The organism is Neptuniibacter caesariensis (assembly GCF_000153345.1).
In the GTDB taxonomy this organism is placed as follows: domain Bacteria; phylum Pseudomonadota; class Gammaproteobacteria; order Pseudomonadales; family Balneatricaceae; genus Neptuniibacter; species Neptuniibacter caesariensis.
In genome coordinates, this window is sequence record NZ_CH724127.1 from 430,358 (window position 1) to 446,492 (window position 16,135).

The 16,135-nt window shown below is 45.8% G+C and carries 14 protein-coding genes; 9 read left to right on the forward strand and 5 right to left on the reverse strand.

The genetic code is table 11. The features are described 5' to 3' along the window. Positions 1-74: 74 nt before the first annotated feature. From MED92_RS15800 to MED92_RS15810, 3 genes are all read left to right on the forward strand, one after another. Entirely contained in the window at positions 75-1,394 is a 1,320-nt protein-coding gene (locus MED92_RS15800) for a deoxyguanosinetriphosphate triphosphohydrolase (RefSeq protein ID WP_007022580.1), read from the forward strand. Positions 1,395-1,446: 52 nt separating this feature from the next. Next, positions 1,447-1,821 (forward strand): translation initiation factor Sui1, encoded by a 375-nt coding sequence (locus MED92_RS15805; RefSeq protein ID WP_007022581.1) that lies wholly within the window; start codon positions 1,447-1,449, stop codon positions 1,819-1,821. A 193-nt stretch (positions 1,822-2,014) separates the two neighbouring features. Next, entirely contained in the window at positions 2,015-2,728 is a 714-nt protein-coding gene (locus MED92_RS15810; protein WP_007022582.1) for a retropepsin-like aspartic protease, read from the forward strand. Positions 2,729-2,733: 5 nt separating this feature from the next. Here the strand turns inward: MED92_RS15810 and MED92_RS15815 are convergent, their stop codons facing one another. The 4 genes from MED92_RS15815 to MED92_RS15830 form a co-directional block, all read right to left on the reverse strand. Next, a complete protein-coding gene (locus MED92_RS15815; protein ID WP_007022583.1) occupies positions 2,734-3,939 on the reverse strand; it encodes a hypothetical protein in 1,206 nt (401 codons plus the stop codon). Position 3,940: 1 nt separating this feature from the next. Then, positions 3,941-4,738, reverse strand: a complete 798-nt coding sequence (locus MED92_RS15820; protein ID WP_007022584.1) for an outer membrane lipoprotein-sorting protein — start codon at positions 4,736-4,738, stop codon at positions 3,941-3,943. Further along, positions 4,713-7,100 carry an efflux RND transporter permease subunit gene (locus MED92_RS15825; RefSeq protein ID WP_007022585.1) on the reverse strand — a complete coding sequence of 796 codons (2,388 nt, stop codon included), beginning with the start codon at positions 7,098-7,100 and terminating at the stop codon, positions 4,713-4,715. The genes MED92_RS15820 and MED92_RS15825 overlap by 26 nt, the downstream gene beginning before the upstream one ends. Before the next feature lie 144 nt (positions 7,101-7,244). Further along, positions 7,245-7,988, reverse strand: coding sequence for a TetR/AcrR family transcriptional regulator (locus MED92_RS15830; protein ID WP_007022586.1), 744 nt, complete (start codon positions 7,986-7,988; stop codon positions 7,245-7,247). Positions 7,989-8,408: 420 nt separating this feature from the next. Here MED92_RS15830 and MED92_RS15835 point away from each other — a divergent pair, with 420 nt between their 5' ends. Further along, the gene (locus tag MED92_RS15835; RefSeq protein ID WP_007022587.1) at positions 8,409-8,804 is read left to right on the forward strand and encodes a hypothetical protein; all 396 of its coding nucleotides are present in this window, start codon (positions 8,409-8,411) and stop codon (positions 8,802-8,804) included. A 38-nt stretch (positions 8,805-8,842) separates the two neighbouring features. On the opposite strand, the gene MED92_RS15840 is transcribed toward MED92_RS15835, so the two are convergent. After that, complete coding sequence (locus tag MED92_RS15840; protein ID WP_040663352.1) at positions 8,843-9,796, reverse strand: methylenetetrahydrofolate reductase; 954 nt, start codon at positions 9,794-9,796, stop codon at positions 8,843-8,845. Positions 9,797-9,934: 138 nt separating this feature from the next. Between MED92_RS15840 and MED92_RS15845 the strand changes: the two genes are divergently transcribed. The 5 genes from MED92_RS15845 to MED92_RS15865 all read left to right on the forward strand — a co-directional run bounded on the left by MED92_RS15845 (position 9,935) and on the right by MED92_RS15865 (position 16,038). Continuing rightward, a complete protein-coding gene (locus tag MED92_RS15845) occupies positions 9,935-10,501 on the forward strand; it encodes a DUF1285 domain-containing protein (protein WP_007022589.1) in 567 nt (188 codons plus the stop codon). 107 nt (positions 10,502-10,608) lie between these two features. Beyond that, entirely contained in the window at positions 10,609-11,754 is a 1,146-nt protein-coding gene (locus MED92_RS15850; RefSeq protein ID WP_007022590.1) for a response regulator, read from the forward strand. A gap of 142 nt (positions 11,755-11,896) precedes the next feature. Continuing rightward, entirely contained in the window at positions 11,897-13,948 is a 2,052-nt protein-coding gene (locus tag MED92_RS15855) for a TonB-dependent siderophore receptor (RefSeq protein ID WP_007022591.1), read from the forward strand. A 73-nt stretch (positions 13,949-14,021) separates the two neighbouring features. Continuing rightward, complete coding sequence (locus MED92_RS15860) at positions 14,022-15,740, forward strand: PepSY-associated TM helix domain-containing protein (protein ID WP_007022592.1); 1,719 nt, start codon at positions 14,022-14,024, stop codon at positions 15,738-15,740. Continuing rightward, positions 15,730-16,038, forward strand: coding sequence for a hypothetical protein (locus MED92_RS15865; protein WP_007022593.1), 309 nt, complete (start codon positions 15,730-15,732; stop codon positions 16,036-16,038). Before MED92_RS15860 ends, MED92_RS15865 begins: the two co-directional genes overlap by 11 nt. Positions 16,039-16,135 lie beyond the last annotated feature (97 nt).

The window sequence follows — 16,135 nt, forward strand, 5'->3', positions numbered from 1 at the left end:
GCATCATATGGCCGATAGCTTAAGGGGTGCCTATTCATTGGCTTCCCAGCCCTATCTGTTCAGGAGAGTATTAGATGGAGATGCAGTGGCAACGGTTATTATCGACTAAGCGTTATGGACATGCTGAGTTAACCGATGAGGAGATTGGCAGAAGTCATTTCCACAAAGACCAGGACCGTATTATTTTTTCCAGTGCCTTTCGGCGGTTAGGAAGGAAGACTCAGGTTCACCCCATGTCATTGAACGATCATATTCACACTCGCCTGACCCACTCGATTGAAGTGGGTAGTTTAGGGCGTAGTCTGGGCATTCGCGTTGGTGAACAGATACGGGAACAACTTCCTGATTGGGCAACTGCTTATGACATTGGCATGATTGTTCAGTCTGCTTGCCTTGCCCATGATATCGGTAATCCGCCATTTGGCCATGCGGGTGAATATGCGATCCGCGATTGGTTCAAGCGTCAGTCAGATAGCGTGCTTTTAAAAAGCCTGAGTGAAGCAGAGAAGTTGGACTTGATGACTTTTGAGGGTAATGCGCAGGGGTTTCGTGTTGTCACCCGTATAGAAAACCATCTGTTCGATGGTGGTTTACGCTTATCTTATCCAACCCTGGGGGCACTGCTTAAGTACCCATGGAGCGCTGAACATTCCGGTGATAAAGGTAAATTCAGTGCTTATCAGACCGAGCTGGAAATTCTTAATAAGCTGGGTCGGGAGTTAGGATTGATCTCACTGGGCGAAAACCGCTGGTGCCGTCATCCGCTAACCTATCTGATGGAAGCAGCGGATGATATCTGTTATGCCATTCTCGACCTTGAGGATGCGATCGAATTGAATATCCTCAGTTTCGATGAAATAAAACCGATTCTGTTACAACTCTGCGGTGATGTTTCTTTTGAAGATGACATATTTAGTACTCAGGCTTCCTCTCGTCGTAAAATTTCAGCGCTACGGGGTAAAGCGATGGAGTTCATGGTGGGCTCTGCTGTTCAGGCGTATATGGATAACCAGCATTTGATTATGCGCGGCGAATATCAAGGTGAACTTCTGGCTGATGGTGATGCAGATGTCAGGGATGGGTTACAGCTAGCTAAGAGCTTGGCAAAAGAGAAGGTGTTCCCTGATACACGGAAGACTGAGCTAGAAGTTGGGGCTTATACGACATTAGGTGTCTTGCTGGAGGCATTTTGTCATGCAGTTCATGATAATCATAGGCTGCAAGGTGAGGGGCTTAGCTATCGCAGTGAAAGGATTATTAGTCTGATGGGTATTCATGCTCCAAGACCCCAGATACCGCTCTATAAAGCTTATATGCGAGCTCTGGATTTTATTAGTGGAATGACGGACAACTATGCAACCTACCTCGCAAGGCAAATTGGCGGGTTAAGTTAGGGAAAAACCTTGTTGCCGCTTATAATGAGATTTTACCTACGAGGAATTATCAGTGGCGTCACTGAAAGATCAATTGAGTGGCTTGGTTTACTCAACCGAAAAAGGGCAATTATGCCCAGGGTGTAATGAAGCGATCGATACTTGCATCTGTTCTGAGCTTGATGAGCAGAATCGTCTCGCGGGCCTTGATGGTGTGGTACGCATCCGCAGGGAAACATCGGGCCGAAAAGGCAAAGGCGTAACAACGGTTTCGGGTATCCCTTTACCGGAAGCTGAGCTGAAAACCCTGGCTAAAAAACTCAAGAAGAGTTGTGGAACAGGTGGCGCATTAAAAAATGGAATTGTTGAAATACAGGGCGACCACCGGGAAAAGTTGAAAGTTATGCTGGAAAAAGAAGGCTTTACTGTGAAGTTAGCAGGAGGCTGATGTGTCAGGTAAGAAGAGATGTACACGTTGCCTGGTTATGCGTTTCGGTTTGGTTTTTTTAGCGATTGTGGCGTTGTTTGTTTTTAATGGATTAAGCGGTTTTATTTCTTAACTCGACAAGTGATTTTCGAAGCTATAGCTAAAAGGTTGCTTTATGTTTCGTAGATGTTTTGTAGTAACTGCGCTTTGCGTAATGTTTTCTAATCTTTCTGAAGCTCAAATCTACGAATATGTTGATGAAACGGGCAAGAAAGTGTTTGTTGATCGTCTTTCAAAGGTACCGGCAAAATATCGCTCGCAATTGGAAAGCCGAGAAGAAAGCAATGAGAAGCTTTCACAAGCTGAGATTGATCAGCTTCAGCTTGAAAGAGATCGCCAGTTAGCTATTTCTAAAATTTCTACAGAGAGAAGAAGAATCCAAGAGGCAATGCGCAAATGGATTACGCCTTTTCAGTTTCAATCAAACAGGGTTTTGCTACCTGTGAGAATCTCTTATGGTGGAAGGCAGAAAACCCTTAGCCTCGTCATGGATACAGGAGCTTCGGTCACCGTTCTGCACAAAGACGCACTACAGTCTTTATCTCCGCAATTTCTTTCAGGAGGAGCTGCGAGAGTTGCTGATGGCAGGGTCGTTTTGACCGAGAAGGTCAGTCTAAATAGCGTAGAAATTGGCCCTTATAAGGCAGAGAATATCCAGGCTTCGGTCATAGATTTCAAAGGTGGAAGTGGATCAAATCAAGGCCTGTTGGGAATGGATTTTTTATATAATGCTCGTTTTGAACTCGATCGGGAAAAACAGCATATAAGGTGGTATCCCGAGAAGTATCAGGCATTACAAGATAAGTTAGATGAATTGAATATTCTGGAACAGCAATTGAAATCCGCAACGGCTGTTCCAGAAGAGTAGTCAGCTTAGAAGTAACGTTCCACAGTAAACTGCAAATGGTCATCTTGCCTAAAGTTGTAACTTAGATCCGCCTGATCATCAGCGCTGAAGAAGCGCCCATCTACGCTAACTTTCCATGAATCACCAATCCGTCTACTGGCTTCAACAATCAAGCTTTGACTGTCGTAGTCCAGATCATGGCTGATACCGCCAAGAATCTCTGTGCTTTCAGCGTCGTTCAGGGTAATTCTTGCTCCCATAAACAGATCGTTCTGAACCGCTGCGTCAGCTTCTTCACCACGTTCGTCCCAGCCATATTCGAGTAGAACGCCTAGATCAGCTGCTGAGTCCTGAATACCGTAGAAGGTGTATTCAAAGCCCGCTTGTGCAGCCCAGTAATTTTCAGAGCTTGTATCCCGGTGTATGGTCTCGAGCTTCCATAGCCAGCTATCGATAGTTGCCTGCGCATCAAAACCGATCTGATCCATCTGCTCGTAGTATGGAACTAGCACGGTTTTACCATTGATATTACGAGCAACCAATTTCGGATCACGGTTAGTACCGTGGAACCAGTATGCACCCAGATCAAAATCACCGATGGTATGGCTCCAGCGTATAGCTGTATCCAGATGATTTTCACCCGCTCCTGATTCATATTCAGCCTGGTCGGTATCCACAACCAGCCCAGCCCTTAGACGGCCGTCTTCACCTGCGAAGGTTCGTTCGCGAAAGCCGGGAAGGAGAAACAGATCAACGATCCCCCAGTCTTTTACCAGAGAAAGGTTAATCATCTGTTGGCCGAGCTTATCTTCACCATCGAAGTCTTCGACACCGTCGGTCTGGTTAATCACATCGGCAAGGTGTTGGAATTCGGTGACACCCCAGAAAACTTTGCGCAAACCGGTGCGTAGTTCCCAGTCATCACCAATATGAACCCAGCTTAGTTCGCGGATATCGGCATGAGTACGCTCATTGTCGTTCTCATCTACACGAAGGAAAGGGGTAAACGTCAGCGTGTCTGCACCATCATTCCATTCCCAATAGAATTCAGGCTCTACGGTAAATGAAAGGTTGGTATCGTAATCCTGATTGGCAAACTGGCCATCCTGAGTAAAGTAACGCAGGTCAGCGGTCACTTTACCGGACATCTCATAGTAGGTTTCGGCCTGAGATGGCAGGGCTGTTGTCAGCCCTGCCGCCAGAAGCCAGGGGAGTAGTTTCTGGCTATTCATATTAACGTGCCCGTTTCAGGGTGTTTTTGTTGAAGTCAGAGTCAGAAAGCCCGGTTTTGAACTGATAACCCTGGTAGGTCAGATCGGTACTTTTACCCGTCTGGTGGTTTACCATTTTCATCAGGTCAGGACGCCAGTGCTTACCTTCATACTCTTTGTACTCATGGTAGGTCAGCGTTTTAAGTGGTGAATCCTTACGGTCATAGAATTCGATTTTCCATGGACGGTATTCTGCCTGATCAAGCCAGACTACACGGCGGGTGTAACCTGAGTTTTTATCTACAGGGTATTGTTCAACTACAAAACAGTTACCGCCTTCACAAGCCTCGTCACGGATAAATTTATAGGTATATTTTTCTACCTCAAATGAAGACAGATCTTCATAGGCAAACTCAGAACCCATAAATGGGCCAGACTTATTACGTGAAGCAATACGCTTTACTCGCTTAAGCGCTGGCAGGTATAGCCACTGGTCATCCGCACCAACTGGGTGAGAGAAGCTCAGGAATGCTGTGCCTTTAACATCGCGTGGTTTGTCGAAAACTGACAGGCTTTTATCGCCATCGTCTTCGATCTCGAGTGATTTCATACGAATTTCACGAACACTTTCCTGGCCCTGCTTGTTACGCAGGATCATGTTCATTTGAGCTTGCATGTCTTTCCAACCAAGGTCGCTTGCTTTAGCTTCTTCGGCAATGCGCAGACCTTTCTCTTCAGCAGTTTCAGCCATTACGACTGCAGGCGCTGCAGCCAGGCTCGAAATCAACACGGCTTTAAGCGAGTTGGTTAACAGAGTCATCATTCTCTCCTTCAGAATCTTTAGCTACAGCTTCGTTTTTCATATTTGAGCTGTCAGGTGTATTGTCTTCTTTCTCTTCTTCAACTGTTCTGTCCAGCATCATGAGTAGTGGTGGCAGGAACAGGAAGTCTACAATCAGTGCAATCAGGATCGTTAGACCGGTTAATAGCCCCATATCAGCGTTCAGTTTGAAGCTGGATTGGGCGAGTACCATGAAACCGGCTACCAATACGATGGTGGTAATCCATAAAGCACGCCCTACGCTACCAAAAGCGTAACGAACGGCTTCTTTACTGTTTTTACCCCGATCTCTTCTGGCGTGTAGGTACTTACTCAGGAAGTGAACGGTGTCATCTACAATAATACCCAGTGTCATACCGGCTACGACTGACAGAGCTAGACCGATCTGGCCATCAATCAGGAACCAGACACCAAAGCCCATTGCAGCAGGCGCCAGGTTAGGAATCAGACTGATAAAGCCAAATTTCACAGAGCGTAGCGCAAAGCCTAGCAGCACAGAGATCAGAACAAGAGCGATCGAAGTGCCTAGTAGCATGCTGTAAATATTACGTTGACCGATATGGGCAAACATCAGACTTGGGCTGGCGATCGCAACTTTGTACTGAGGTGCATTTTCAGCGAACCAGTCGTAGATACGGCTTTCCATCTCGATCTGCTGGGTGCTGGTCATGTTCATAAAGGTCGCTACAACACGTGTTGAGGACTTATCAACATTCAACTGATTATTAAGATCCAGACCATATGGCAGGGACATCTCATAAAGCAGCAGGTACTGAGCTGAAAGCTCTCGATCTGAAGGCAGTTTGTAATAAGAAGGATCATCACTGTGCATATTCTTATTCAAACGCTTGATCGTATCGCTTAGCGTATTGACGTGATCAGTCTCAGGCTGAGCACGTAACCATTCGCTGAGATCACCTACAGTTTTAAGGAAAGCTGGTGCATTGATACCGCTGGCTTCCTTACTATCGATAGAGATCTCCATCGAGGTCATACCGGATAGGTTATCCTGCATGTAGTCGGTAGCCTGTCGGAATGGCACCGTTTCGTCAAAATACTTAACGAAATCATCATTCAGTTGGTTCATAGGTACCAACACAGCAATCGCTGTCATGATCAATGCCATGCCAGGCAGAAGGATGCGGCGTTTTTCGATTACCACACCGGCAATCTTATACATAGTGTCGCTTTCGCCTTCTTCGATCTGTTTTACACGCAGCGGCAGTAAGCGCAGAAGTGCAGGGAAAACAGTAATCGAGAAGATAAATGCCAGCATGACGCCCACTGCAACCATGTTACCCAGATCGCGGAACGGAGGAGAGTCAGAGAAGTTAAGACTCATAAAGCCGATCGCAGTGGTTGCGCTGGTTAGGAAGATAGGCTGGAAATTAATACGCAGACTGTCCTGAATCGCTTTCTCTTTCTTAACGCCCTGGCGCATCTCGTAGAACATGGTCGTTAATATATGCACGCAATCCGCAACAGCCAGGGTTAGGACCATGATAGGCGTACTGGATGAGGGCCCCGTAAGGAACATGCCATTCCATCCGGCTAAGCCCATAGTGGCAGCGATAGAGAAGAGAATGACAACGACCGTTGCGATGGTGCCGCTGATGGTTTTTAGCAGAAAAACCATACCCAGAATCACTACACCAAACATAATGGGAACCAGGGTAGCGTTATCGCTCAGGGAAGCTTCGGCAAAGCTGTTATTCATCATCACCATGCCGGAAAGGTGCACTTTCAGGTCAGGGTTGGCAGCGATGAAGTTGTCGCGCATTTCCCGGACTTTGGATACAACCTGCGGTACTTCTTCTACTGGGTTAACCCCGGGCAGTTGAACGGTAATATTTACGACACTAACATGGCCTTCTTCTGAAATAAGTTTGTGCAGCATCAAAGGCTCATTAACTGCAATCTCTTTCAGGCGAGACATATCAGAGTCAGCAAGTGTATCAGGATCCAACACCAGATCTTCGACGATCATGTCGTCTTCTTCTGACCAGGTGTGCTGGAAGTTCGTAATCGAGTCTACTCGCGTCGAGAACGGTACCTGCCAGGATTCTTCGGTTAACTGATGAATCGCAGCCAGAGTACTGGGTTTAAATACCTCTCCGTCATCCGGGGAGATGATAAAAGCAACATTGTCACTTTTACTGTAAATCTTTTGCATCGACTCGAATGAGGTCAGCTGAGGGTTCTCCTCACTGAAAAACACACGATAATCGCTTTTAAAGACCAGATTTTTGGCGCCAGATGCGGCACCAAAGGCAAACAGCACAGATAATAGAATCACCCAGACCGGATGGTCTATCACGAATCGGAAAAGACGATCTCTCATTTTCCTGCTCCAGGGTCCCTTTGGGATGTTAGATTGCTCTTAAGGCAATTTTGGTTAATTTATAAACAACCAATATTGACGAAGTGTCAATAAAAACCATTGAAAAAACGGTGTCTGGCACCGCTCTCTCGAAAACTTATCGGGTTATCCGTTTAATCTTTCTCTCAGTTGCTCGACTTCAGGAGCGAACAGTTCATTCTTAAAGTGGTCAATCGTGTCCATCCAATTGTGTTCCTGTGTATAAGGTTGCCAGTTAAGGCCATCCAGCAGGATGTTGCAGTGATTGACCAGCTCTCTTTCCAGCTGCATTTCGATACGGACGCTACAGCGGTCAAGTGTTTCATGGAGTAACGCGATGGTTCCGAAACTCATAGACCACAGTGAGAAGGCGACCTGAGCAGGGCTAAGATGAGGAAGTAGTTGTAGCTCACCCGATGCAAGGCCGTTGGAAATAACCTGTAGAAGACCGCCAAGCAGTCTGTTCTCTAGTGCAACATGCTCTTCCTGGCGTCGCTCTGTTGATTTCTCTCGTACGGAAGGGGTTTTCGCAGAGATAACCAGCATGAACTCGGTAGGATTTAGCATAGAGTGCAGCATGTACGCATAACCCACTGCGAGCATTTTCTCCCGACTACTGCCATCAAAGGTTATGGCTCTTTCAAAGAGTGCCGCAACGCTTTTTACACTACGATTACATAGCCCGGTTAATAGGTCTTCCTTACAGGTAAAGTGGTTGTATACGGTACCTTTAGAATAGGGCAGCTGAGAAACCACCTTGTCTATTGTTAGCCCGGCAACACCCAGTTCGGAGATTATTTCCAGTGCGGTCCGCATGATCTCTTCTTCGCGGGCTTCAAGGGTTGCTTCATCTATAATTTTCGGGCTCATAAAAGGGAAACTGTTTTTTAATGACGGTTCGTCAAAAATAGCGATTTATCAAAAAATATTCAATAGCGTTTTCTACAACAAACTGTTCACTATTTTAGGAATTGTTGCATTTTGGTAATCTTGAAAATTGATTGATCATTAATAAATTTCAATTACTTCCCCAAAACTCGGGGCACACATTTAAATTAGGGATTTCTAAAGTTTTCCGGAATATCCGGTGGAGGGGGCTGTTTCTTAACTTTCAGGCATTGAAAAATCTTAATAATGACAGAATTGTCACCACAGAATCTTGTAGATTGTCTACACTTCTGACTGTCTTAAATTGTAGTGATTCTAAATCTGCAGTTCCCTCAAAAAGGAAACCGAGGGCGTTGATTCATAGAAGATGACACTGTTGTTATCACAGGGAAGGAGTTAGGGATGAAAGTAGCTACGTATGTACTTGCAGTTAAGCATGGAGAAGAAGGGCAGATGGAACTGGCCAGCAAGGGAAAGCGCAACTTTGATATGCCTGTTTGTTTTACCCCGGAATACGCATCGCACCTGTTTCATTTCAGTGAATCCAGGGTGTGTTGTGATGAAGGGGATTCTGTCTATTTATTGAAGGGGGAAGTAGATATCTCCAAAATCTCAACGGAGGAAGATTTTCCCGAAGCGTTCAAAATGCTTTTAAAAGAGGAAGAGAACCTTCAGGAATGGACTGTGTTAAGGCAGAAATCTGCTGAATGTGTTAATTCTAAAGCTTATAAACAGCGGGTTCGGGAAGATCTGGAGCGGACGCACAGGCTGTTACAGATTAATCGGGTGCTGATGTGAAAGAAAAAGGCCGCTTATTATTAAGCGGCCTTGTTTTTTTATAGCGCAGCTTCGGCCAGTTTCAAATCTACAACTGATTTGAGAAGTTTGAACAGTCGAATCGAAGCATCGATCTCTTCTTTTCGGTTTGTCAGACTTTCAATATTCAGGCCGATAGGGATATCCAGCGGCATCACGGCTTCCAGTATCTGCTCAAGGTTATTCCGGCAGATACGGATAGATTCCTGCAGTGGGTTATGTGCATCCATGATTCTAAAGCGTGTTGCTTCAGGAACAGAGATACCCAGCCACTCCATAAATTCAAGTGTTTTGGTGCTTCCACACGGAGTAAAGGTCAGGATGACGCGTTTGGGTGTAATTCCTTCTTCTCTACATTTACGGGCATAGCTACTCAGCATGTCGATGGTTGCCTGAGCATCATAAACCGCCTGGGATACAAAGAAATCACAACCCTGATCGATCTTGCTGATCAGACGCTCATGCTCGTTCCGTTTCGACGCATGACGTTCAGCGATGGTTACACCACCTAGTTGGTATTGTGCGGGGTGTTTCTCAATAACTTTATAAGCATCATTCAGGCTAAGCTGGATTTCGCCTTCCGATGAAGGGCTTCCAACCAGAACGGTGTCGCGGACACCATACTTATTCCACGCCTCGTCAAGCCATTCTGTGAAAGCCGCTTCGTCTCTCTGCGATACACTTTTATAAGTAATCACCGGCTTTTCTGACTTCTCTCTTAACAGTTTAGAGTAAGCACGTGGATCCAGAGTCCGCATAAAAGGAAACGGACGTGGTTTGTCGATGCGGCTACTTTCATCCTGAATGTCATAGACAATCAGACCGTCGAACTCTACATGAGCCAAACGCTCAAGTAGTTTGTCGGCAATAGAGGATACAGTCGCATCTTCAATACCATCTTTTGGAGGTGTAGTTCCAAACAGATAGACACCGCGGCTGCTATCACTAAACTTTGTTTTAAGATCCTGTTTCATTTTGGTGTGCATTTTTGTCTAAGCTTTAATTGCTGACTATTCTAACAATTAATATTATTCATGTGATTAGGTTATAAGATGAAAGTTTTGCGAGCTAAGTTGAAGTTTATTAATAAGCTCTGCACGAGTGAGGTTTAAGTGAGCGAGAATACCTTTGATCTGGGGCGCGTGTCCCAGACGATAAAAGAGAGTGGCAGTGGAATTCCTCCAGTAGAAAAGTGGAATCCAGATTTCTGTGGTGATATCGATATGCGTATCGCTAAAGACGGAAAATGGTTTTACATGGGGACGCCTATTGGTAGACCTGCCATGGTGAAACTCTTTTCAACTGTACTATGGTTTGAAGAGGGTAAACATTACCTTAAGACCCCTGTAGAAAAGATCGGAATTCGGGTTGATGATGCCCCCTTTCTATTTACTGAGCTTGAGGTAGAGAGTCGCGAAGGAAAGCAGGTCTTGTTATTTACCAGCACCACTGGAGATGTGGTAGAAGCGGGTCCGGAACACGCGTTATGGGTTGATGAATTCGAAGACTCAGGGGAGCCGTCACCTTACATCAATGTTCGGTTTGGTATGAAAGGGCTGATTCATCGCAATGTTTTCTATCAGTTAGTCGAACTTGCAGAAGAGCTTGATGATAATGGGGCTGTGAAATTAGTTGTTTCAAGTCATGGTGAGCGTTTTTCTCTGGGGGAAATAGCCTAAGGTTCTACGCTTAGGTAGTGAAAAAAGTGCATTTTCAGGCCATTATTAGCAGAACGGAAATATTAATAGCAGGGATCGCGAGTTTAAGTGTGAGCAGGTGATGGTTTATGGGAATTGAGAACCGTTTTTCAGTGTTGTTAGTTGTCAAGCATAAGGATGATCTGGAATCTTTATGCAACATGGTAAAGCGTCACTTCCCTCACTTCTTTATTGCTTTTTCTGAAGAAGAAGCCCTCTCTGTAATTACTGAACAAAAAATCGATGTACTTTTGATGGGGCTAAATACGATTCAGGAGAATGAAATTTTCTACCTGCATCTGCTCAGTGCTAAGAAGTCCGTTGATAAAATCCTGTTCCGCAAAATTGTATTTTGCAGTCGAGAAGACCTGAAAGAAGCTTTCAGTATCTGCAATAAAGATGTCTTTGATGACTATTTTATTGTCCGCCCTCTATATGATCCCTATCATCTGCTTCTAAGACTACGTTTTATTCGCCGTACTCAGCAGATGACGAATACACTGCCTGCTGATGCTTTTTCGGTTGAGAGCCTGTGCGAGTACCTGGATCAAATTGTCAGCTGTGATGGAGATATTAAGGACCTCAACGCTGAGAATTATGAAAAGCTGATGAGCCTGATGTCTTTCTCAATGGAACAGATGCGGGAGAAAGTCATTAAGGATAGTGGGGTGGCCGAATCCCACCATTCAGGTTTGCGAAGCGCTTTTGATAATCATGCCCAAGGGCATATCCAGCAGGTTGGGGAGCACCAGCGAGCAGCGAATCAGCAAGTAGAGGAGCGTTCACAGGCGATAGCTGATGTAGCCTCGGTTAAAAAAGAGCGGATCCTTGAAGATAGTGACGTCGTCTTTGATGATAGCAATATTTTGTTGTTGGAAGATGAAGCGACAGAAAGGGATAAGATTAAAGCAATCCTCGATTCTGGTGGGTACAAAGCGCAGGTATCCGGATGTGCTACACATACAATGAAGCTGCTTAATAGCTGGAAACCGGATGTAGTGTTAATGGACCTGACGCTACCTGATATGAGTGCGCTTTTTGTTATCGATCAGATTCGCCAGGATCCTGATATGGAAAAGACCCGTATCATGGTTTTAGCGAAGCCGGGAGATAATGCAAATGTTCAGGAGGCGATGCGGATGGGGGTTCATGAGGTGATGCTCAAACCTGTCGATCGTGACATGCTACTCTATAAAATGGGTCACAACCTCCAGGCTTTAAAAGCTAATCAGTAATACCCCTCTTAAATTCACCGTCAGATAACCTAATCCTGGTTGGTCAATAATTGTTACATTTTTTACAAATGTAAATTTTATTGATTATGAGAATTATTCCCAAGTATATTCCCGCCCTGATAAGACTAGGGTGGAATTTATAATGACTCACAAGAAGTACTTAGCTGTTTGCATTGCAGCAGCTTCGATGGGAATCACTTCTCTACAGGTTGTAGCAGAAGAAACTGTACAAAACGATAAAGTCACAGTGGTAGGTCAGGAGTCCAAAGGACTTGCTCAACCATTAGAGGTAGAAGCTCAGGTCAGTAAGGTCGGAGCGCCTATCGAAGAGTTGCCATACTCTGTTGCTGTGATTGATCAAGACTTTATTCAAAGCACCGGAGCAAAAAATATTCAGGATGCTCTGCTTTATACCTCAGGTGTCAATGCTGGCAACTTTGGTATTGATACACGTATCGATTCGGCAATGGTACGTGGTGCTGACCCACTGAAATATCTTGACGGACTTCGTTCCCATTACTCTCATTATAATAATGTCCGCCCGAGTATCTTTGCGCTCGAACAGGTGGAGGTATTAAAGGGGCCAAGTTCGGTTCTTTACGGACAAAGTACGGTTGGTGGACTGGTCAATGCGGTTTCTAAGCGACCTAAGGAAGAGCAGCAGGGTGAATTCTGGGCGCAAGTTGGCTCTTTTGATCGTAAGCAGTTAGCGGCCGACTGGACTGGCGCTGTGGATGATGAAGGCAAAGTACTCGTCAGGTTCGTCGGTTTAGCCCGCGATAGCGGTACGCAGGTCGATTATGCGGATGATGACGAGCTGCTGTTCATGCCATCGGTAACTTGGCGGATCACCGATAAAACGCAGATTACTGCCATAGCTAACTACCAAAAGCGTGAAGGCGCAGTCAATGCGATGTTCCTGCCTCAGCAAGGTACGCTCGATGCTCACCCGCTTGGTTTTATTGACCCTTCCAGGTTTGTGGGTGAGCCGGATTGGGACAAGTATGATCGTGAACAAAAAGCGCTAACGCTCGAGTTTGAACATGCATTCAACGAATCCTGGCGCTTAAAATCGGTAGCACGTTATGTTGATGCGAACACTGAAACGCGTGAGATCTTTACCGCAGCTCCTTGGGGAGCAACAGCAAATGCATCAGGAGATATTGTTCGAAGAGCGACGATGTCAGATCGCAGTACTGAAGGTTTTAGTATCGACACCCGCGTTAATGGCAATTTCAAAATTGCTGATACAGAGCACAAGCTCACGCTGGGTATAGATCATCAGGACATCACTACAGATGAGTGGAATAAGTACAGCCAGTTCACAAGTTCCATCAATCTGTTCAATCCTGTTTATGGTTCTTTGCCTGTCATTGATCCTTCGGATATTACTGATCCGGATGCAGTGACTACCAAACAGTTAGGTGTTTACGTTGCTGATCATATCAAAATTGGTAACAACATCATTTCGACGGCATTAAGGCATGACCGTGCCGATACAAATGGCAGTGTTAAAAGCGCGTTATCCAAGCATCTGGGATACATGTACCAGTTCGATTCCGGAATCTCTCCTTATGTGAGCTATTCCGAGTCTTTTGAACCTAATACCGATTCTGATGGTGCAGGCGGTATTCTTGAACCTACTGAAGGCGAGCAGATGGAGTATGGTGTGAAATACCTGTCTCCGGATAGCAGCACCAGTGTGACTCTCGCTTACTTCGAAATTGAAGAAACTGGGCGAGTTTCGTCTGGGTCCACACCTGGCGGCCTGGCACAAAGCAATGCCGAGATTGACGGCTGGGAGCTGGAAGCGAGGAAAAACTGGGATCGTTTTAGTGTGCTGTTCAATTACTCTGATCTGAATACTAAAGATGAAAATGGTCCGCGTATTCCATATCTGTCTGAGCGTCAGGCCTCACTGTGGTCTCATTATCAATTCCCATCTAATTGGAAAGCCGGCTTTGGTGTTCGCTACACAGGGGACACGGTTGGCTGGGGCGGAACGGGCCCTGCAGTTCCAGGCGTTACGCTGCTTGATGCCATGGTTGGCTATGAAACCGGTGATTGGGAATTCACGGCTGACGTGAAAAACCTGACTAACAAAACTTATGTTGCCTGGTGCCGTAGTGCCGGTACTGACTGTGGTTATGGAGAAAAGCTAAACGCAACACTGAATGCACGTTACAAATTTTAAACGCTGAATTCAGAGCGCCCTGCCTGCCCCTTCAGGCAGGGCTTTTTGCGTTTATTAGTTTAGGAAAGAAATCATGACAATAGCCACTATAGAAGAGCAGGCCCAGCAACGCAGGGCAAAGAAAAAAAGTAAGCTCTCAAAGCAATATATCGCTTATCTCATTCATAGCTTTGTTGGACTCAAACTAACGCTATTGATGACGGTCGTACTGTTTACCGGAACCATCGCAGTCTTTCAGCAAGAATTGGACTGGTTGATCTATTCAGAGATGCGAGCAGACGTTCAGGATGAAAGGCAGAACCCCGGTGCAATGTTGGATAAGCTTCAAGCGGCTTACCCTGAGAATGGATTGTTTTTTTATCGTACCAGCGAAAATTACCCAAGCCTGAATTCATATGCTCGCTTTATCGATGATAACGGGGGCTATCGCCATGCCTGGATAGACCCTTATACCGGCGAAGTGAAAGATGACACCGTTTTACTTTCGATTGGTCAGTTTATCGGTTTTATGCATGCGACGTTGTTTCTTCCTGCGATAGGAAACAGTCTGGTAAATGCCTTGGGCTTGTTGGTATTGCTGTCACTCATTACGGGGTTAATCGCTTTCCCTAAATTCTGGCGCTACTTTTTACGTAAACCACGTACAGGTAACACCCGTGTATTTCTGGCGGATCTGCATAAACTGATTGGTTTATGGAGTTTGTGGATTGTCCTGGTTATCGGAGTGACTGGGAGCTGGTGGTTTTATTTTGATCCTTTCGTAAAACATTTTGGCGTACCGAGTATTGTTGAAGCCCATCCTCGAAAGCCACTGCTTTCCTATGCTGATCTGGATCATTTAGGCACCGATCAAGCCCCCAAGATGTTGTCCGCTGAGGAGGTGGTCAATCGGGTGTTGAAGGAGCGTCCTAATCTGCAGATAAACATTATCAACACACCGGAGCATAATTCTGATCCTTTTGAAATTATAGGTAGCGAAGGCGAGTGGCTGATCAGTGAATGGAAGGGAACCCGAATTATGGTTCACCCGTTTACAGGAGAGATTATCGACGTATTTCCAGCGGATAAACTCTCTTTAATGCAGCGTACCGATCTGGCGATGACGCCTATTCATTATGGCACCTGGGCGGTAGGTGGAGCACCTGATCTTATCGTGAAAACCTTCTATTTCATCGGCGGTTTGGGAATGACCTTCCTGTCGGTGAGTGGTCTGATCATCAGCTATAAGCGCACACGTCGTGCGGCGAAACGTGCAGCCCGGTTCACGGGTGTCAGGCAGAAACTTATTAAGATATTTGATGTTATTAAACCCTGGGGAGGCCCGATGGGGGCTTTTAAATATCTCAATGCGTTGCTGATCGCGGGAGTTGTGATGGGTACCGGTTTAGCATTGACCCTTAGCAGCCAGGGTACCAAAGGTAGTGGTTTTATTTATCAGGAACAGCCACTGGGGCCCTGGAGTGTATCGATGAATGCGGTGGCCGGTCTGCTGGAAAAAGATCTACCACCTATCAGAGCAGGGGCAAAAACTAATCTCAATGTTCAGATCGATAAAGCCGCATTGGAATCGATTAAGTTTATCTATGCCAAGGTAGGTAAACCCAGGAATCTGCGTGCACCAGGAACACTGATTCATGGCCCTGTCGGAGCAAAGCATGTACATATGCAGCTGCCAAAAAAGATAAAGGACAATGCGGAACTCTGGGTGACAGCGGTCACCTGGAAAGGCGATGTATATCAGGCATCCTGGAGCTTAATGCCTAACGGAGAGGAGACGGTAGATGCGCGTTAATTTTTGGCTTATTGGTTTGTGTATGGTAGCAGGGAACCTGTCTGCGCACAGTATTTTTGTAGACTGCAAAGATAGCGCTGAAGGGGTAGCATGTCAGGCAAGTTTTTCTGATGGCTCCAGCGCGGAAAACCTCCCTTTTGAGGTGATCTCTTACGAAGATGAGCCTCTTTTAGCAGGTAATACTGACAGTGCGTCAGCGTTTGTTTTTGCCAGACCTCAATCTGAATTTTATATCCTGTTGGATGCGGGGCCTGGGCATGTCGTTGAAGTCGATATGGAAGAGATCGAAGCGGAGTAAAAAAATGCGCAGGCATGTGCCTGCGCTAAACCTATGGATAGTCATAGGAGACATGCTTCAAAAATATGGGTATGAGTCATTATTGAAGCACCAGGCT